The organism is Salmonella sp. A1325 (assembly GCF_056991255.1).
The window spans coordinates 456,779-473,773 of sequence record NZ_JAMLWO010000002.1; the positions used below are offsets into that span (position 1 = coordinate 456,779).

A 16,995-nucleotide genomic window follows, 5' to 3' on the forward strand; every position below is an offset into this window, starting at 1 on the left:
GAGGCCGGATGAGGTAGTAATGTCGTCATCCGGCATGGTATTCCCTGCTGACGCTTCGCTTATCCGTTCTGCGAGTGTGTCATATTCGGCACTTCACTAAACCCATGTTGCATGAGAATCAACCTCGCCCGTGCTGATAGTAAAAAGTCGGCAAGCGTTTTTCCCTGCTCGCTCAGGCAGGCAAAGCCATATTCAGCCACGGGATTATAAGGTTCCGGGATATCAACCACTCGCAGCGAATTAACCAGCCGTAGCCTGGGAGCATAGCTGGCATAGCCGATAAAGATATCGGTGTAATCATGATTGATGAGCCATTCCGCCGCCAGCCGGCCCGCCGGTAACGGCAAAGTCTGCCTGCCGCCAACCAGCGCTACCGCGCGTTTTCGGACCGCTTCGCCCTCCTTGCCCATCCGCGAAAAAAGCTGCTGCGTATAATCGCCGGAAGGATCGCAACCTGCTGTTGAGGTGCCGATCCGCAGATCCCGCCGGGTTAACAGCGACAGCCAGTCCTCGCCTTCACGCATCGCCTGTGCCCGCACGCTCAGACACAAACGGTTCGTCGTAAAAGGCGCGACCCGCAGCGCCCGCCCGCTTTCCAGCAGCGCCTGCGGATGCGCCAGGTTCGCCGAAGCAAAAAAGTCGCACGCTTCGCCCGCTTCGATGCGTTCACGTAACAGCCCCGCCGGACCGAAATCACATACCGCATCCGCCTGAAACGCCGCCATTAGCTGCGGCCAGACGACGCGCAAGCTCCCCGCAGCCAGTATTCGCATCACTGTACGCCCTGATAGTCAGTACGGTAAAAACGTTGATACCAGTCGTTAGCGGCCTTTTGCATATCAATATCGTGGAATTTTTCCGGATAGAGTTTTTTCGCCATCCACAGTTCGCCGATTCCCACCGCCTCCGGCATCGGATATCCCCAGGCTTTGGCATAATCCGGCATCAGGTAAACCCGATGATGCTTCACCGCGTCAATGACCTGCCACTGGGGATTGTGCAGGATCTCATTGACGACCTTTGGATAGCGATTCTGGACAAAGATCACCTGCGGATCCCAGGCGATCACCTGCTCCATTGTCACCTGCTTAAAGCCTTTCACCGAGGATGCCGCTACATTCAGCGCCCCCGCATGGGCCATCATCAGACCGGTATATTTACCGGAACCGTAGGTGGTCAACTCCGGATTCGCCATATAGGCGCGAACCCGCTCATTTTCAGGAACCGACTGCAAACGGTCGCTGACCATCTTGCGACCTTTATCCATCGCCTCAATCAGCGCTTTCGCCTCCTGCGGTTTATTGACGATATCGCCAATCAGCGTTATTCCTTCACGCAGCCCACGATTATAAGCCTGCTCGTCATCGGCCAGGGTCGGGTTCATTTTAGCCTGCTCGCCAGCAACATCATGGCGCAGCGAAATCGCCACCACCGGAATGCCAAGACGGCTGATCTTGTCGATCATCTCCTGCGGAGCGTAATTCGTGACAAACACCACCTGCGGGCGCAGCGCCACCAGTTTTTCAGGATCAACGTGCGTTAGATCGCCCAGCGAGGCTTTTTGCGCCAGTTCCGGCGCCAGACGCGCATAGCCGTCGCCTAATTGCTGTTTCCAGTTCGCCATGACCCCAACGATTTTGTCAGTGGCATTCATCTGTACAAGGAGATTGAGCGTTTGATGCTGGAGCACCACCACTCTGTCGACGGTGTCGGGAACCGTGACCTGGCGGCCAAGTTGATCGGTAAAAGTACGCGCCGCTTGTGACATTAACGGCCAGCAAAAAAGCAACGCCAGCAGAGAGAGCTGGCGCAAAAATTTATTCATAGGTTTCGCCCCATAATCGATATGTAAATAATTATACAACGATTATAGAGCGATATAATAGAGGTGATTAAGGGATCACGCGCTGGTGATGTCGTACTCCATGCGGCGCAGCGCATCTAACGTGGCTTTCGCTTCGTCTTCGTCAATGATGCTCATCGCAAAACCAACGTGTACCAATACCCATTGCCCTATCAGATCGGCTGGCTTACCTTCACAAATCAGAGCAATATTGACATCACGTTTGATGCCACACACTTCCACCTGCGCAAGCTGGTGAATATCATCTCCGACGGCCAGCACCTGACCGGGGACGCCAATACACATAATTAACCACCTGAAATAAAATGCGGGTTATTCGACCTCAATACTTTTTACTTTCAACGAATCGCCGGTATCCACCCGCAGGCGATCGCCATGACAATGCGGACATTGCGCGTCATGCCTGAGAATTTCCACCACCTGACTGCAATCCCAGCACCAGGCCTGGGCCGGTCTGTAGTCGATGTGCAATTCGCACCCTTGCGCTAAAGTCCCCTGGCAGGCGATGTCAAAGCTGAAACGAACCGCGCGCTCTTCAACGCACGAAAGCGCGCCTATCTCCAGCCATACGCCGGTGACGCGCGCCACGCCGTGCTGTTCTGCCTGCTGCTGAATAATTTCAACGGCGCTTTGGCAAAGAGACAGCTCATGCATTCTCACAGCTCCGACGGCCAAACAGCAACGCGCGCCGGCTTGTCTGCGGCGCATCAGGATTGCTTACCGGCAGGGATAACAGCATCCGCGCGCAGTCATCCGCCAGCCGGACGCCCTCTTCCGGCGACAGGCTACGGGAAAGCGGCGACATCAACGAGCAGGCAAGATATTGCGAAACGCCTTCCAGTTCACCAACGGTAAAGGTCATCGTGCCATAAGGCAGTTGCAGACCGAGTTTTTCACCGACGGTACGCCCGGGCCAGATCTGATCCGGGCCAGGGAAGATTAATGCGCTTAACATCCACGGCGTAATTACCGTGCCCGTCCATTGTCCTTCAAACAACGTAAAATCAGAGACATGCACCGGCATAGTCGGATGCAGAAACGAAAGATCGTGCATCGAACGATGGGCTATCTCTTCAAACGCCGCCTGAACCCGGGCGACGGGTGCTGTGTCGAATCCGGAAAACGTTTCAGACATGCGCCGTCTCCTTAGGAATTGCTTCGACGCCGGACTCACGCAGCGCAGCAAGAACCTGCTCAAGCGCAGGTTCAATCATCGCTTCTACGGTTGGCGTTAAGCCGATGTGCGGTTCCAGCGACTGTGGAATAACGCCGACCAGGGTCAGTTTCTTCGGAAACTCGCCGGTAAAGCGGAGGGCCGACAATACGTCGGCCAGCCCAAGCTGATGGGGGGAGATTTTGTTGGTGAACAGCGCCGGAACTTCATCGTCGCGCAGTACCATAATGGTTCCCGGCGCGTTCTTTTTCGACACGATGGCGTCGGCAATGATCAAATGATCCCGACTCGCCATATCGCCAAGAAGTTCCATTCCCGCCGTACCGCCATCCAGAATCTCAACGAAATCCGGCAGGGTGTATCGTTGCTCTAACGCTTCAACAATACGTACCCCGATGGCTTCATCGGTCAGCAAAATATTGCCGACCCCTAAGACTAATATCCGCATTACAAAACCTTCACCGAGACCACTTCATTGCCATCGGCGTCCACCACGTGCACCGCGCACGCCATGCAAGGGTCGAAGGAGTGGATGGTACGTACCACTTCCAGCGGCTTCGCCGGATCGGCGATCGGCGTACCGACCAGCGACTGTTCGTACGGCCCCACGTCATCGTTGAAGTTACGCGGACCTGAGTTCCAGGTCGATGGCACCACTGCCTGATAGTTACTGATAATACCGTCTTTAATCACCATCCAGTGAGACAGCATACCGCGCGGCGCCTCCAGGAAGCCCACGCCTTTGAACTCGCCCGTCGCCGGAATGTTCGGCTTCACAAACGTGGTGTAATCGCCTTTGCCGATATTTACAATCAGCGCGTTGTATTGATCCTGCAATACGTTTTGCAGTTCACAACAGTGAACGGTACGCCCGATGATACGACCCAGCGTAGAGTGAAGTTGCGCCATTTCCAGCGTTTTGCCGGTCAGCTTCTGATAAAGCGCAATGATTTCATTGAGTTTGGTCTGGGTGGATTCACGACCTGCAGCCAGTTTACACAGCATGTTCGCCAACGGCCCGACTTCAACGGTTTTGCCGTAGAATGTCGGCGACTTGACCCATGAGTATTTACCGTCATCCGACCAACCGTCGTAAGCCGGGATCGTAGTGCCTTCCCACGGTGCCTGCGGCGCTTCATCTTTATACCAGGCGTGCTTCGCGCTCTCCTGAATACCTTTAATCAGGAATTCGTCGGAGTGAGAGGTGATCGGACGGTATGTCGACAGATCGGCATTGGTAATGTAACCGCCCGGGAACAGGAAACTGCCGTTTTTACCGTCGGTCGGGAATTCCGGCGCGCTCAGGTAGTTCACAGCGCCTTTGCCACGCTCCAGCCATTCCGGATAGTAGGCCGCGATGACTGCGGTATCCACTTTATACACCTGCTCGACAAAATCGCTCAGCTTATCGATAAACGATTTGATGTACATCAGGCGTTCAAGGTTCAACGTACCGATGCTGTCGAGATTGATCGGGTTCGCCACCCCACCGACCGCCAGGTTCTGGATATGCGGCGATTTACCGCCCAGCAACGCCACCACGCGGTTAGCGTCACGCTGACATTCCAGCGCCTGCAGATAGTGAGCGACCGCAATCAGGTTGACCTCCGGCGGTAACTGCATTGCCGGGTGCCCCCAGTAGCCGTTGGCGAAAATACCTAACTGACCGCTGGCGACAAGATCCTTGATCTTGTTCTGAACTTTCGTGAACTCTTGCGCGCTGTTCAGGTGCCAGCTCGACACGCCATCCAGCATCGCGGAGGCTTTTTCCGGATCGGCTTTCAGCGCAGAGGTAATGTCCACCCAGTCCAGCGCAGAGAGCTGGTAGAAATGGACAATATGGTCATGGGTAGTATGCGCCGCCAGAATAATATTACGGATATACTGCGCGTTGACGGGAACATCAATATTCAGCGCGCTTTCCGCCGCACGAACGGAGGAGATCGCGTGAGTTGTCGTACAAACGCCGCAAATACGCTGCACAATCATCCACGCATCGCGCGGATCGCGGTTCTTCACGATCTCTTCCATACCGCGCCACATGGTGCCGGACGCCCATGCTTTGGATACGACGCCGTTCTCAATTTCGCAGTCAATGCGTAAATGACCCTCAATACGGGTTACCGGATCAATAGTAATTCTCTGGCTCATGCTTTGCTCGCCTCATGACGATTATGATCGTTTTGTTTTAAAGGAGGAAGTATCGGCAGTAGACGAATGAGTACGATGTATGCACAAATCTCAATAGCCACAAAACCAATAGAAATCAACAATTCTTCCCAGGTTGGGAAGTAGTGGTAGCCGCCACCCGGGTTGAATGCCACCAGCGAATAGGTCAGACGCCACGTCGCGCAGCCCAACAGCGCGCTCAGCGCCGACAGGTACAGCATACGAGAGTCATTACGCAGTTTCGCCACACGCAGCACCACTAACGGGAAGACCATCAGGACGACTTCAATCCAGAACATAGCGGAGTAAAAATCGCCGGCAAACGCATAGGACAGCTTGTCGCGATAAATCAGTTCGCCAAAGCGCAGGACGACGAAAATCGCCAGCAGCACGCTGATGGTATTCGTCAGCTTAACAAACAAATTTTTCTCATCCGGACCGTTTCCTTTCAGGCCTGCCTGAACCAGCGAACCCTCAAATATGACAATAGAGAAGCCCATGATAAACGCGGTCAGAACCGAGAACAGCGGCAGCATTTCATAGCTTTGCCATAGCGGATGCACTTTATAGCCCGCCGAGATCATCAATGACCCCATTGAGGACTGGTGCATCGTCGGCAGCAGCGCGCCCAGCGCGATAATAAAGAACATCACCTTATTCAGACGCTTGAGCGACACTTTCCAGCCCAGACGTTCAAACAGGGCAGGCGCAAACTCCAGCGCCATCACGCCGATGTAGATGGTCATACAGACCGCCGTCTCAAACAGTACCGAGTTCACGTTGAAGTGACCTGGGATGTAGAAGTACGGCAGGTTCCAGTAACGACCGACGTCGATAGTGATCGACAGGCCGCCCAGCGAGTAACCAAACAAGCTTGCCAGCAACGCCGGGCGCACCAACGGATGGTATTGCCCACGGTTAAAGACATACACCGCCCATGCCAACGCCCAACCACCGCAGGCAAAGCCGGTGCCGATCAACAGGTCAAAGGCAATCCAGACGCCCCACGGGAAACCGCCGTTCAGGTCGGAAACGGAGCCCAACCCGAAGACCAGACGCTTCACGATAAGGAGCATACACAGGACGATTAACGGTCCAAAAATAATGACCGGTTTACTGATGATTTTTCCGCCCAGCGGTTTTGGATCATGACTCATGATCGTCTCCTCCATCGTGATGGTCGTTTTTGCTATTACGACGAACCAGCACGGTTAAGCCCGCCAGCGCAGCCAGGGGTAGTATCATGCCTTTATAAAGCGTGTGTTGAACATGCTCGGAGCGCGCTCCGGTTGAAAGGTCATCCAGCTTCGGCAGATCCAGATCTTCATAAGGAACGCCTGTCAGCACCAGCACCTGAGTACCACCGCCCTCTTTTTCACCGTAGAGGTGTGGGTAGTATTTAGGCACCGTATGCAGATAGGTGTCGTCCGTTTTCAACGTCTGGCGCGGATAGTGATATTCACTGCCTGGTTTGAGGGCCAGACGTTTTTTCGCTTCCGCCATCAGCTCTTCACGAGTACCGAAAATGACGGCCCCTGCCGGACAAACTTCCACACACCCAGGCAAACCGCCTTTATCCAGACGCTCAACGCCTTTCTGGTTACACAACTCACACTTGTGAAGCGCGCCAAACGGGTTGTTGTAGTCGTACTTAGGTACGTTGTACGGGCAGGCAACCATACAGTAACGGCAGCCGGTGCAGACATCTTTGTCATAGTGGACGATGCCGGTTTTCGGATCTTTTTTCAGCGCCGACACCGGGCAAACGGAAACGCAGTTAGGATCAACGCAGTGCATACACTGTTTCTTGATGTAGGCATAGCCGTTCTCTTCCTGATCTTTGTTCACGCCCGTGCCGCTACGCCATACCTGGATAATGTTATTGGTATACGGCGACAGCTTGTCGTTGTTCGACCAGGTCTGCTCCCCTTCCGGGTTACGCGCCGGGAAGTTGATATCCTGACACTTTGTGACGCAGGCCTGACAGCCCACGCACAGAGTGGAGTCATACAGCATGCCCAGCGAACCTGGAATCGGCGGACGGTTTTCTGCAGCCGCATGGCTGACAGACGGCGCGGCGCCCAACAGCAATGCTCCACCGGAGGCTGCTTTAATAAAGTCACGTCTGTTCACGGTTATTCTCCCCGTGAGTCAGCGTTATCTTTCTTTTGCTGACGCCCCAGTTCACGTACCGCCATCACGCTGACGCCGGCAACCAGACCGACTACGCCGCCAAGCAGACCGACAGCGCCCGCAGAGATATTGCCGCCTTCTTTCATATTGACGTCAGGTTTCTCTGAACGCGGAGTTTGGTTTTCGACATGAGCAAGCTGGTGAATGCCCTTATGGAAGCCGATACCTTCTTCGTTACAGCCATAGCAAGGATGACCGATCGCCACTGGCCAAACGCCGCCAACGTCACAGAACTGTAACGTAGAACAGTTGCCCCAGGTTTCCGGCCCTTTACAGCCAAGATGGTAGAGACACCAGCCCTGACGGTGGCCTTCGTCGCCAAATTCTTTGGCAAAACGGCCTGCGTCGAAGTGTGGACGACGTTCGCAATGCTCATGAATCAGACGGCCATAGGCAAAGGTTGGACGATTTTTCGTATCCAGCTTCGGCGGCGTGCCGTAAGTGATGATATGCGCGACGGTCGCCAGGAAGTTATGCGGGTTTGGCGGACAACCTGGAATATTGATAACCGTTTTGCCCGGTAAGACTTCCTGCAGACTGACAGCGCCGGTTGGGTTTACGCCAGCCGCAGCAACGCCGCCCCATGCCGAGCAGGAACCGATAGCGATAATCGCAGCTGCGCCGTCGGCGGCTTTGCGGATGTGATCCACGATCGGCTCGCCGGCAACCATGCAGTAGATACCGTTATCTTTTAGTGGGATAGAACCATCCACCACCAGAACATATTGCCCTTTATACTTCTCCAGAGCGTTATGTTTGTTTTCTTCGACCTGGTGACCGAATGCGGCGGAAAGTACCTCGTGGTATTCCAGAGAGATGGTCTCCAGAACGAGGTTTTCAACGGTTGGGTGTGTAGCACGAAGCAGTGATTCGGTACAACCGGTACACTCCTGAGCGCCAATCCAGATAACGGGCGGACGCTGTGGATTGGATACCGATTCTGCCATTTCTGCGGCGGCTTTGCTACTGAGCCCCATAGTAGCGGCCAGTGCTGCACAAAGCTTCATGAAATCACGACGGTTAATGCCGTGAGAAGTGATGAGAGTATTATCTCCAGTCATTTTATAGTTATTCCGTTACGAAGACCTGGCTTTTATTTTGCACTGTTCGCGAAGAAGTTATTGCGATCGGTACGCCATTTACCACACTTTTTTTATGGTTATGTGCGCCATAATACTTCGACGGAACAGTAAAACGAAGGGAAGAGGCGATAGTGTAATTAATTAAAGCAAGATAATACCCCTGTTGGATCAACCTTCGAGTCGATAACCGGCCATAAAGAAGCGAACCGCCATCCCGGAATGATTCTCTTTAAAGAAATCCATCACCATTTCTTTATCCAGACCATAGCGACGCGTCAGAATTCCGGCCTCCCACGCGCTAAGTTGACGATCGCCGGTCTTTTCGAACATACGGTGTGTAAAACCCAATACAAAGCCACGTTTATACTCAGAACAGAAATTCACCGCATGATGCGCGCTATATGCATATGGCGCGTGCAACCCAGCCATTAACCCTTTCCCAAAATGATTATTCATCTGACCTCCTTAGCCGCTATATAATAAATTATATAGCGACTGGTTAAATGAAGGCCAGCGCATTACGCGCTTTTTTGCTTCACATCAGAAGGAAACCCATTCATCAGTAGACTGTGCAGGAGCCGACGCCATTCTCTGAACGCCAGGCGCCGCTTTCGCCGTTACGCGTTGTTGCGGCTCACTAGCGGAAAGCCGGAACTGCTGTACGGAGCGTTGCAAATCCTCCGTCTGCCGTTCCAGCGCCGCCGCCGCCGCGGAAACCTGCTCAACCAGCGCGGCGTTTTGTTGCGTAACGCTATCCATTTGCGTGATCGCCACGCCAACCTGAGAGATACCTTTACTCTGATCTTCGGAGGCGGATGCGATCTGTTTCATAATCGTCGTCACTTCCGTGACGCCGCGCAGGATGGCTTCCATCGTCGCGCCGGTCTCCTGGACCAACTGCGCGCCCTGCGCTACGCGACGTACCGATTCGCCAATTAAGGCTTCAATTTCTTTCGCCGCCCCCGCGCTGCGGCTGGCCAGGTTACGTACCTCACCGGCGACCACCGCGAAGCCGCGTCCCTGCTCGCCCGCTCTGGCCGCTTCTACCGCTGCGTTCAAGGCCAGAATATTGGTCTGGAAAGCAATACTATTAATTACGGTAGTAATTTCGGCGATCTGCTGCGAACTGGCGGAAATACCGTCCATTGTTTCTACCACATCGGAAACCAGTTCACCGCCTTTTCCTGCCGTTAGCGAGGCGGCATCCGCAAGCTGACTCGCCTGGCGGGCGTGTTCGGCGTTCATTTTCACCGTTGCGGTAAGCTGTTCCATGCTGGCGGCAGTTTCTTCCAGCGCGGCGGCCTGTTCTTCCGTTCGGGAAGAGAGATCGTTATTACCGGTAGAAATTTCCGTCGCGCCGCGCCAGATATTGTCGCTTCCGGCGCGGATCGTACTCACGGCTTCGCGTAAACTGTCCTGCATCGCGCGCAGTAGCGGCACCAACCGGCCTACGCAGTTACGCCCCAACGCTTCAATCGGCTGGCTAAGATCGCCTTGCGCGATGCGCTGAAATTGCTGACGGATGCGCTCCAACGGTTTCACCATCATTGCAACCAGATAGCGATCGGTAAAAATCAGGATAGCAATGCCCAGAATCACCGCCGTGATAAGCAGGATGCGGATGGTATAAGTTTTACCATCGACCATCACACGTGTGTTATCCAGCATGGCGCCAGCTTCATGACTAAACCGTTCCGCGCTGGTGCCGAACGCGCGACTGAGTGCGGGCGTGACCGTACTGGCATGTTCGCTCCAGGCGGTCAGCGATCCTTGCTGTGCCAGTTGCATTTGAGGAACGACGCCTTTCTCCAGCAAGGCCTGCCAGTTGGACAAGACCTCCCTTGAGATATCAGGGTTCATCGGCCCTGGCGATAGCGCTTTCATCTCCTCCAGCTTCTGACGCATATTCTCGAGCGACTGCCGGGCGGGCGCAAAATCGGGCGTGCCGCCGCCGATTTTTACATCCATCGCGCGGCTAAGGCGGGTAACAAAGCGGAAATATTGATCGTTACCCTGGCTTAGCACCGTCATTTGCCGCACAAGATGCCGGTCAATATCATTTCCTTCCGAAACTTCGGATAAAGCATGGACGCTGTATAACCCCACCCCCGACCAGAGTAGACAAAAAAGTCCCAGTATCGTCAGCATGACCATACGAATAGTAAAGTTTTGCAGCAAACGCATATGAATTTCCTTGCTGAATATAAGAGATTAGTCATCAGACGATGACGCACTCTCGTTATCGGCAAGGCGCGGAGAATATATAATGCATTCTCCATTTTTTTACAGTTATCGCCGTTTACGTACCCGCAGATGTTATATATCTGTGAACGCAGAGAAAATCTTTTAGTCTTATTACTGGGTAAATGAATAGATGTAGTAAAAATATTGCGTAAGGCTGCAGGGAGACGCTTATCCGCCGTTAAAGAAGCGCTGTTTTACAGCCGGGCTCAGCATCCTTTGCCCGACTGCCCCGCCGTGGACGGCGGCTCAATGGTTATGTCGCGTCAATCTGTCCAGATAGCCCATCACGAACGCCGACAGGACAAAGGTCAGATGGATGATGACATACCACATTAATTTGTTATCCGGGACGTTTTTCGCATCCATAAACACGCGTAACAGGTGAATGGAAGAGATAGCGACTATCGATGCCGCCACCTTATTTTTTAGCGAAGTCGCATCCATTTTCCCCAGCCAGTTCAGCTTCTCCTTGCCCGCAGAGATATCCAGCTGAGAGACAAAATTCTCATACCCGGAGAACATGACCATTACCAGCAATCCGCCGACCAGTGTCATATCAACCAGCGATAACAGCACCAGAATCAGATCGGCCTCCGCCAGGGCAAAAACGTTCGGCAGAACGTGTAGAATTTCCTGGAAAAATTTTAGCGCTAAAGCGATCAGCGCCAAAGAGAGGCCAAAATACACCGGCGCGAGCAGCCAGCGAGACGCATACATTACATTTTCAAGAAAGCGTTCCATAGGGACCTGTCAGGTAACTAAAACCAGCAACAGTATATCTCAACCATGCAACATCAGATCAACATGCAGTTAAGAGCCTATCCCACCAGGCGTTATTGGCGCAGCCAGTTTGGACACGGACAGCGCGCAAAAACCGGAGCGTACACGTAGTACGTGAGGTTTGACTCGCTACGCTCGCCCTTCGGGCCGCCGCTAGCGGCGTTCAAAACGCTAACGCGTTTTGGCGAGCACTGCCCAGGTCCAAAATGGCAAGTAAAATAGCCCTAATGGGATAGGCTCTAAATCTCATCCGGGTTAACCTGTGGGCGCTGATATTCCGGCCATACCAGCGCGACCAACGCCGGGTAGGCTTCAAGACTGAACTCACGAAAACACTGGCGTAAATTCAGGACGTCCAAATCCGAATACGGCACCTTTTCTCCGTTCAGACAACGCTTCTTAATATTGTCGTAATACTTATAAACGGCAGAGTTAAGGTCGCTGCAACGACGCTGTGCGTCAAATAATCCTGGCGTTTCATTCAACTCAGTCATTGTCATTCGTTTTATCGTTGCATGAAGGAAATCGATATATTCATGGTTAACGCGCCAGTACCATACCGGCGTTATCGAATTCATTAATACTGAGAAATGATCTTCACCCTCTTCCTTTGTCATGGGTTCAGTTTGATTTAAATTTACGGTTTTTCCACCAGGACGTTTTTTATTAACCTCCCACATCAGGAAGAGTATCGCGCCGGTCAGTAATAGCAATATAATAACAGAATAAAAAATACTGTTCATAGCAGGCTCCATTTTTTTTGATTTTAAAATTACACCATGTTATTGTCAACGAAACCTACACTATTAAAAATAGTATACCACTGATCGTAAAGGATATTTAGTCATGCTTCCTGAGCATCTGGTTTCCTCTCATTTTCGCCTGTCATCGCCGCCCCCTGAAGCCACAGAAAACAGTAAAAATTTGCCTAAGGGAAAGACAAAACTCAGCGATTACGAGCCCGATATTTTAATTAGCGCTAACGCTGCCGGGCAACACAGAAACGTATTATTTGAAGAACGCGACCGTCATATTAAAGAACGTCTGTATTGTGTGGCTAAAATTGAAACGTTTGCCCGCCTGATAAACGCACTACAGGCAGAAGGCGATATTGATGCCCAAACGCTAAGTAAAATACTGGCGGATAAAACCGCAATGATAAATGAAAAAGGCAATGCCATTTGGCTTAATTTAATCACTCGCGAAACCGATATGCCGCTATTTTATTCACTGGAAGATAAAGATGAAAGAAGTTGAAGACAATAACGTTTATTTGGCTTTAGACAACCATAAAAGTGATGAATTTATCTTAAAGCAAAATCTTGCAGCGCTAATCGCCAGCAAAAATGCCACCCTGGAAAAGGTAACGCAGGAGGTGGTATCCATACCGGCGGCGTTAGTACGCCTGAAGTGGCAAAACCGACGGGAGATGTATGCGTTACAGGTCAAAGAGGAGATTTATGGCGCGACCATCAATGCCATTATCGAGCAGCATCCTGAATTACGAGACAAAATTATGTCTCGTCTTGAAAGTGACTGGCAGCATCTGCTGGCTCGCGAGACGGCAACCTTACGTCTGATGCGTAAGCTTTCCGATGGCGACTACCGGACGCGCAACGTCACCACCGTCGCACGGCAAGAAAAATAACCTTCATGGCTAGTTAACTCTGTTGTGAATACGGGCGAAGCATAAGGATCGTTCTGATTCTCCCTCTTACGGTAGTAAAAGTGTCTACGCTTAAAGGGTGTTCAACCTGAAGGGAGAAGCTCAATGTCTCATCTATACGACCCTACCACGCAGTATTACACCGGCGAATATCCTAAGCAAAAACAGCCGGCGCCCGGCGTCCAGGCGAAAATGACGCCTGTTCCTGACTGTGGCGAAAAAAGTTATGTCGGCAGTGGTCGCCTTAAAGATCGTAAGGCGCTGGTGACAGGGGGCGACTCCGGGATTGGGCGTGCTGCCGCTATCGCTTACGCGCGTGAAGGCGCAGATGTCGCGATCAACTATCTGCCAGCGGAAGAAGAGGACGCCCAGCAGGTTAAAGCGCTGATTGAGGAGTGCGGCCGTAAAGCGGTGTTATTGCCAGGCGATCTTAGCGACGAATCTTTCGCCCGTTCGCTGGTCCATAAGGCGCGTGAAGCGCTGGGCGGGCTGGACATTCTGGCGCTGGTGGCCGGTAAACAGACGGCAATCCCGGAGATAAAAGATCTGACTAGCGAGCAATTTCAGCAAACCTTCGCCGTTAACGTTTTTGCCCTGTTCTGGATAACCCAGGAAGCGATTCCGCTGCTGCCAAAAGGCGCCAGTATTATCACGACGTCGTCTATCCAGGCGTATCAGCCCAGTCCGCACCTGCTGGATTATGCGGCAACCAAGGCGGCAATCCTCAATTACAGCCGTGGCCTGGCGAAACAGGTGGCGGAAAAAGGAATTCGTGTGAATATTGTCGCGCCTGGTCCTATCTGGACAGCGCTGCAAATTTCCGGCGGTCAAACACAGGATAAAATTCCGCAGTTTGGTCAGCAGACGCCAATGAAGCGGGCCGGCCAACCGGCAGAGCTGGCGCCGGTGTATGTCTATCTGGCAAGCCAGGAATCCAGTTACGTTACCGCAGAAGTGCACGGCGTGTGCGGCGGGGAGCATTTAGGCTAACGCATGAAGTCGATTAAGATGGCGCACTTCTGTTACGCAAGGCGCCATCTTAGGCAATAAAAAAGCCGGGTGGCGACTTCGCCTTACCCGGCCTACAGCATCAGCAGAATACTTATTTCGCTTTCGCGGTCTCTTCGCCGACCAGACCAATCTTGAGATAGCCCGCCTGATGCAGCATATCCATCACTTTCATCAGAGTTTCATACTCTACGGTTTTATCCGCGCGGAAGAAAATCGTAGTATCCTTTTTCCCTTCCGTCAGGGCCGTTAGCTCGGCAATCATCGTATCATCCGTCACCGGATCGTTACCGATAAACATGGTGTTATCCGCTTTCACCGACAGATAAACCGGTTTTTCCGGACGCGGCTGTGGCGTACTGGTAGAAGCGGGCAGATTCACCTTGACGTCTACCGTCGCCAGCGGCGCAGCCACCATAAAGATAATCAGCAGAACCAACATGACATCGATAAACGGCGTCACGTTGATTTCATGCATTTCGCCGTTGTCATCCAGGTTCTCGTTAAGACGCATTGCCATGACGCATTACCCTACCCGTAATTTCTGCGCGGCGCGTACCGGCTGCGCACTGGCGCTCGCATTCAGATCGAGATCGCGGCTTTGCAGCAGCAATACCTGCGCCGCCACGTCGCCCAGCGTCGCTTTGTAACTGCCTATCTGACGTGCGAAGATGTTGTAAATGACGACCGCCGGGATCGCGGCTACCAGCCCAATCGCCGTCGCCAGCAGCGCTTCCGCAATACCAGGAGCAACCACCGCCAGGTTGGTGGTCTGCGTTTGCGCAATACCGATGAAGCTATTCATAATGCCCCATACAGTGCCAAACAACCCGACGAAGGGGGAAATGGCGCCGATCGTCGCCAGATAACCGTTGCCTCGTCCCATGTAGCGGCCAACTGCCGCGACGCGACGTTCCAGACGAAAGCCGGTACGTTCTTTAATCCCTTCGTTATCTTCGCTGCCCTGAGAGAGTTCCAGTTCATTCTGCGCTTCATTGATGAGCTGTGCGCTGAGGCTTTTTGCGCTGAAACCTGCCGCAATGTCGGAAGCCTGATCTAAGGAGCGCGCATCGGCTAATTGCAGTTGTTCGCGCTTTAAGCGGCGCTTTTGAGTGAAAAATTCAACGCTTTTACTGAAGAAGATAGCCCAGGTGACGACTGACGCCAGAATCAGACCAATCATCACGCACTTCACGACAATATCGGCGTGCTGATACATACCCCAGACGGAGAGATCCGTCTGCATCAAATTATTACCCACTCTGTATCTCCAGGACGCAAATCACAAAATCTGAGCATAATAATATCAAAACGGCGTCGAATTGATAGTCGTTCTCATTACTATTTACATACTGCCGCACCTTTACTGCTTTTTCTTTGCGCTTACGCATTAAAAAAGCCACCTGTTTTTATTTTGGCAAAATTTTCATCTGTATCACACGTCGCCAGGGTGCAGATGGTTATATTCATGCTAGTTTAGACATCCAGACGGTTAAAATCAGGAAACGCAACATGACGGATAAACAGTTGGATACCAAACTGGTAAACGCAGGACGCAGCAAAAAATACACGCTTGGCTCAGTGAATAGTGTGATTCAACGCGCTTCTTCACTGGTGTTTGACACCGTCGAGGCCAAAAAACACGCTACCCGCAATCGCGCCAACGGCGAATTATTTTACGGACGCCGGGGAACGCTGACCCACTTTTCACTCCAGGAAGCCATGTGTGAACTGGAAGGCGGCGCCGGATGCGCGCTCTTCCCGTGCGGCGCGGCGGCGGTCGCCAACACCATTCTGGCATTCGTTGAGCAGGGCGACCACATCCTGATGACCAACACAGCCTATGAACCCAGCCAGGATTTCTGCAGCAAAATGCTCGGCAAACTGGGCGTGACGACAAGCTGGTTCGACCCGCTCATCGGCGCTGATATCACGCAACATATTCAGCCGAACACGAAAGTCGTTTTTCTGGAATCCCCCGGTTCTATTACCATGGAAGTACATGATATTCCGACCATTGTCAGTGCGGTCAGACGCGTCGCACCAGAAGCCGTCATCATGATTGATAATACCTGGGCGGCTGGCGTTCTGTTCAAAGCGCTGGAGTTCGATATTGATATCTCTATCCAGGCGGGCACTAAGTATCTGATTGGTCATTCTGATGCGATGGTCGGTACTGCCGTTGCAAATGCGCGCTGCTGGGAACAATTGCGGGAAAACGCCTATCTGATGGGGCAAATGCTCGACGCCGACACGGCTTATATGACCAGCCGCGGTCTGCGCACGCTCGGTGTCCGACTGCGCCAGCATCAAGAAAGCAGCCTCAAAATCGCCGCATGGCTGGCGAACCATCCTCAGGTCGCGCGCGTTAATCATCCGGCCCTGCCGGGTAGCAAAGGTCATGCCTTCTGGAAACGAGACTTTACAGGCAGCAGCGGCCTGTTCTCCTTTGTGCTCAATAAAAAGCTGACCGAGGCAGAATTATCAGCCTATCTGGATAACTTTTCGCTGTTCAGTATGGCCTACTCCTGGGGAGGCTACGAATCGCTGATTATTGCTAATCAGCCGGAACAGATCGCCGCGATTCGTCCCGCAGGCGGCGTAGATTTTACCGGTACGCTGGTTCGGGTGCATATTGGTTTAGAGAGTGTTGATGATTTGATCGCTGATTTAGCCGCCGGCTTCGCCAGAATTGTGTAAAGTTGCCGGGGATGGACATATATGCAGACAATTTCCGTGGAAAAGTCTGCGTTTGTTGCGTCCGGGATCAAGGCATCCCGGACGATTCAGGAGTACAATAGGCAGATAAAAGCGT

General features: G+C 52.7%; 20 protein-coding genes. 4 read left to right on the forward strand and 16 right to left on the reverse strand.

All coding sequences use genetic code 11. The features are described from left to right. Window positions 1–59: 59 nt before the first annotated feature. From NAZ64_RS06115 to NAZ64_RS06180, 14 genes are all read right to left on the reverse strand, one after another. The gene (locus NAZ64_RS06115; protein WP_024797622.1) at window positions 60–773 is read right to left on the reverse strand and encodes a molybdate ABC transporter substrate-binding protein; all 714 of its coding nucleotides are present in this window, start codon (window positions 771–773) and stop codon (window positions 60–62) included. After that, complete coding sequence (locus NAZ64_RS06120; RefSeq protein WP_080184798.1) at window positions 773–1,825, reverse strand: ABC transporter substrate-binding protein; 1,053 nt, start codon at window positions 1,823–1,825, stop codon at window positions 773–775. The genes NAZ64_RS06115 and NAZ64_RS06120 overlap by 1 nt, the downstream gene beginning before the upstream one ends. Window positions 1,826–1,900: 75 nt before the next feature. Next, on the reverse strand, window positions 1,901–2,149 hold the full coding sequence (gene hybG / locus NAZ64_RS06125) for a hydrogenase maturation factor HybG (RefSeq protein ID WP_000334887.1): 249 nt from the start codon (window positions 2,147–2,149) through the stop codon (window positions 1,901–1,903). Window positions 2,150–2,176: 27 nt separating this feature from the next. Beyond that, window positions 2,177–2,518 (reverse strand): hydrogenase maturation nickel metallochaperone HypA, encoded by a 342-nt coding sequence (hypA, locus tag NAZ64_RS06130; RefSeq protein WP_000544945.1) that lies wholly within the window; start codon window positions 2,516–2,518, stop codon window positions 2,177–2,179. Continuing rightward, window positions 2,511–2,999 (reverse strand): hydrogenase-2 assembly chaperone, encoded by a 489-nt coding sequence (gene hybE / locus NAZ64_RS06135; RefSeq protein WP_000004951.1) that lies wholly within the window; start codon window positions 2,997–2,999, stop codon window positions 2,511–2,513. The genes hypA and hybE overlap by 8 nt, the downstream gene beginning before the upstream one ends. Then, on the reverse strand, window positions 2,992–3,486 hold the full coding sequence (locus NAZ64_RS06140) for a HyaD/HybD family hydrogenase maturation endopeptidase (RefSeq protein ID WP_001221962.1): 495 nt from the start codon (window positions 3,484–3,486) through the stop codon (window positions 2,992–2,994). Before NAZ64_RS06140 ends, hybE begins: the two co-directional genes overlap by 8 nt. Next, complete coding sequence (gene hybC / locus NAZ64_RS06145; protein ID WP_000083045.1) at window positions 3,486–5,189, reverse strand: hydrogenase 2 large subunit; 1,704 nt, start codon at window positions 5,187–5,189, stop codon at window positions 3,486–3,488. Before hybC ends, NAZ64_RS06140 begins: the two co-directional genes overlap by 1 nt. Further along, window positions 5,186–6,364, reverse strand: coding sequence for a Ni/Fe-hydrogenase cytochrome b subunit (gene hybB / locus NAZ64_RS06150; protein WP_000017678.1), 1,179 nt, complete (start codon window positions 6,362–6,364; stop codon window positions 5,186–5,188). The genes hybC and hybB overlap by 4 nt, the downstream gene beginning before the upstream one ends. Beyond that, the gene (gene hybA / locus NAZ64_RS06155; RefSeq protein ID WP_001081721.1) at window positions 6,354–7,340 is read right to left on the reverse strand and encodes a hydrogenase 2 operon protein HybA; all 987 of its coding nucleotides are present in this window, start codon (window positions 7,338–7,340) and stop codon (window positions 6,354–6,356) included. The genes hybB and hybA overlap by 11 nt, the downstream gene beginning before the upstream one ends. A gap of 2 nt (window positions 7,341–7,342) precedes the next feature. After that, on the reverse strand, window positions 7,343–8,461 hold the full coding sequence (gene hybO, locus NAZ64_RS06160) for a hydrogenase 2 small subunit (protein WP_000145431.1): 1,119 nt from the start codon (window positions 8,459–8,461) through the stop codon (window positions 7,343–7,345). Window positions 8,462–8,650: 189 nt separating this feature from the next. Next, on the reverse strand, window positions 8,651–8,938 hold the full coding sequence (locus NAZ64_RS06165; protein ID WP_001059119.1) for a DUF2623 family protein: 288 nt from the start codon (window positions 8,936–8,938) through the stop codon (window positions 8,651–8,653). A gap of 84 nt (window positions 8,939–9,022) precedes the next feature. Then, window positions 9,023–10,666, reverse strand: coding sequence for a methyl-accepting chemotaxis protein (locus NAZ64_RS06170; protein WP_024797619.1), 1,644 nt, complete (start codon window positions 10,664–10,666; stop codon window positions 9,023–9,025). 306 nt (window positions 10,667–10,972) lie between these two features. Beyond that, the gene (locus tag NAZ64_RS06175) at window positions 10,973–11,467 is read right to left on the reverse strand and encodes a TIGR00645 family protein (protein ID WP_000439335.1); all 495 of its coding nucleotides are present in this window, start codon (window positions 11,465–11,467) and stop codon (window positions 10,973–10,975) included. A gap of 278 nt (window positions 11,468–11,745) precedes the next feature. After that, the gene (locus tag NAZ64_RS06180) at window positions 11,746–12,249 is read right to left on the reverse strand and encodes an ESA_00282 family adhesion-associated protein (RefSeq protein WP_001736383.1); all 504 of its coding nucleotides are present in this window, start codon (window positions 12,247–12,249) and stop codon (window positions 11,746–11,748) included. Window positions 12,250–12,352: 103 nt separating this feature from the next. On the opposite strand from NAZ64_RS06180, the gene NAZ64_RS06185 reads away from it, so the two are divergent. The 3 genes from NAZ64_RS06185 (at window position 12,353) to NAZ64_RS06195 (ending at window position 14,162) form a co-directional block, all read left to right on the forward strand. After that, complete coding sequence (locus NAZ64_RS06185) at window positions 12,353–12,763, forward strand: hypothetical protein (RefSeq protein WP_000936444.1); 411 nt, start codon at window positions 12,353–12,355, stop codon at window positions 12,761–12,763. Further along, window positions 12,750–13,154, forward strand: coding sequence for a hypothetical protein (locus NAZ64_RS06190; protein ID WP_000665656.1), 405 nt, complete (start codon window positions 12,750–12,752; stop codon window positions 13,152–13,154). The genes NAZ64_RS06185 and NAZ64_RS06190 overlap by 14 nt, the downstream gene beginning before the upstream one ends. Before the next feature lie 123 nt (window positions 13,155–13,277). Further along, window positions 13,278–14,162 carry an SDR family oxidoreductase gene (locus tag NAZ64_RS06195; RefSeq protein WP_000019032.1) on the forward strand — a complete coding sequence of 295 codons (885 nt, stop codon included), beginning with the start codon at window positions 13,278–13,280 and terminating at the stop codon, window positions 14,160–14,162. Between the two features lie 112 nt (window positions 14,163–14,274). Here NAZ64_RS06195 and exbD read toward each other — a convergent pair whose 3' ends face one another. Both exbD and exbB read right to left on the reverse strand, forming a co-directional pair. Continuing rightward, a complete protein-coding gene (gene exbD, locus NAZ64_RS06200; RefSeq protein WP_001251476.1) occupies window positions 14,275–14,700 on the reverse strand; it encodes a TonB system transport protein ExbD in 426 nt (141 codons plus the stop codon). Window positions 14,701–14,706: 6 nt separating this feature from the next. Beyond that, window positions 14,707–15,441, reverse strand: a complete 735-nt coding sequence (gene exbB, locus NAZ64_RS06205; protein WP_000527859.1) for a tol-pal system-associated acyl-CoA thioesterase — start codon at window positions 15,439–15,441, stop codon at window positions 14,707–14,709. 251 nt (window positions 15,442–15,692) lie between these two features. On the opposite strand from exbB, the gene metC reads away from it, so the two are divergent. Then, window positions 15,693–16,880 (forward strand): cystathionine beta-lyase, encoded by a 1,188-nt coding sequence (metC, locus tag NAZ64_RS06210; RefSeq protein ID WP_024797618.1) that lies wholly within the window; start codon window positions 15,693–15,695, stop codon window positions 16,878–16,880. Window positions 16,881–16,995 lie beyond the last annotated feature (115 nt).

Excerpts from the sequence above, each read along its gene's own strand:
- NAZ64_RS06115 (WP_024797622.1), bottom strand. The coding sequence starts at position 773 with ATGCGAATACTGGCTGCGGGGAGCTTGCGCGTCGTCTGGCCGCAGCTA.
- NAZ64_RS06120 (WP_080184798.1), bottom strand. The coding sequence starts at position 1,825 with ATGAATAAATTTTTGCGCCAGCTCTCTCTGCTGGCGTTGCTTTTTTGC.
- hybG (WP_000334887.1), bottom strand. The coding sequence starts at position 2,149 with ATGTGTATTGGCGTCCCCGGTCAGGTGCTGGCCGTCGGAGATGATATT.
- hypA (WP_000544945.1), bottom strand. The coding sequence starts at position 2,518 with ATGCATGAGCTGTCTCTTTGCCAAAGCGCCGTTGAAATTATTCAGCAG.
- hybE (WP_000004951.1), bottom strand. The coding sequence starts at position 2,999 with ATGTCTGAAACGTTTTCCGGATTCGACACAGCACCCGTCGCCCGGGTT.
- NAZ64_RS06140 (WP_001221962.1), bottom strand. The coding sequence starts at position 3,486 with ATGCGGATATTAGTCTTAGGGGTCGGCAATATTTTGCTGACCGATGAA.
- hybC (WP_000083045.1), bottom strand. The coding sequence starts at position 5,189 with ATGAGCCAGAGAATTACTATTGATCCGGTAACCCGTATTGAGGGTCAT.
- hybB (WP_000017678.1), bottom strand. The coding sequence starts at position 6,364 with ATGAGTCATGATCCAAAACCGCTGGGCGGAAAAATCATCAGTAAACCG.
- hybO (WP_000145431.1), bottom strand. The coding sequence starts at position 8,461 with ATGACTGGAGATAATACTCTCATCACTTCTCACGGCATTAACCGTCGT.
- NAZ64_RS06165 (WP_001059119.1), bottom strand. The coding sequence starts at position 8,938 with ATGAATAATCATTTTGGGAAAGGGTTAATGGCTGGGTTGCACGCGCCA.
- NAZ64_RS06170 (WP_024797619.1), bottom strand. The coding sequence starts at position 10,666 with ATGCGTTTGCTGCAAAACTTTACTATTCGTATGGTCATGCTGACGATA.
- NAZ64_RS06175 (WP_000439335.1), bottom strand. The coding sequence starts at position 11,467 with ATGGAACGCTTTCTTGAAAATGTAATGTATGCGTCTCGCTGGCTGCTC.
- NAZ64_RS06180 (WP_001736383.1), bottom strand. The coding sequence starts at position 12,249 with ATGAACAGTATTTTTTATTCTGTTATTATATTGCTATTACTGACCGGC.
- NAZ64_RS06185 (WP_000936444.1), top strand. The coding sequence starts at position 12,353 with ATGCTTCCTGAGCATCTGGTTTCCTCTCATTTTCGCCTGTCATCGCCG.
- NAZ64_RS06190 (WP_000665656.1), top strand. The coding sequence starts at position 12,750 with ATGAAAGAAGTTGAAGACAATAACGTTTATTTGGCTTTAGACAACCAT.
- NAZ64_RS06195 (WP_000019032.1), top strand. The coding sequence starts at position 13,278 with ATGTCTCATCTATACGACCCTACCACGCAGTATTACACCGGCGAATAT.
- exbD (WP_001251476.1), bottom strand. The coding sequence starts at position 14,700 with ATGGCAATGCGTCTTAACGAGAACCTGGATGACAACGGCGAAATGCAT.
- metC (WP_024797618.1), top strand. The coding sequence starts at position 15,693 with ATGACGGATAAACAGTTGGATACCAAACTGGTAAACGCAGGACGCAGC.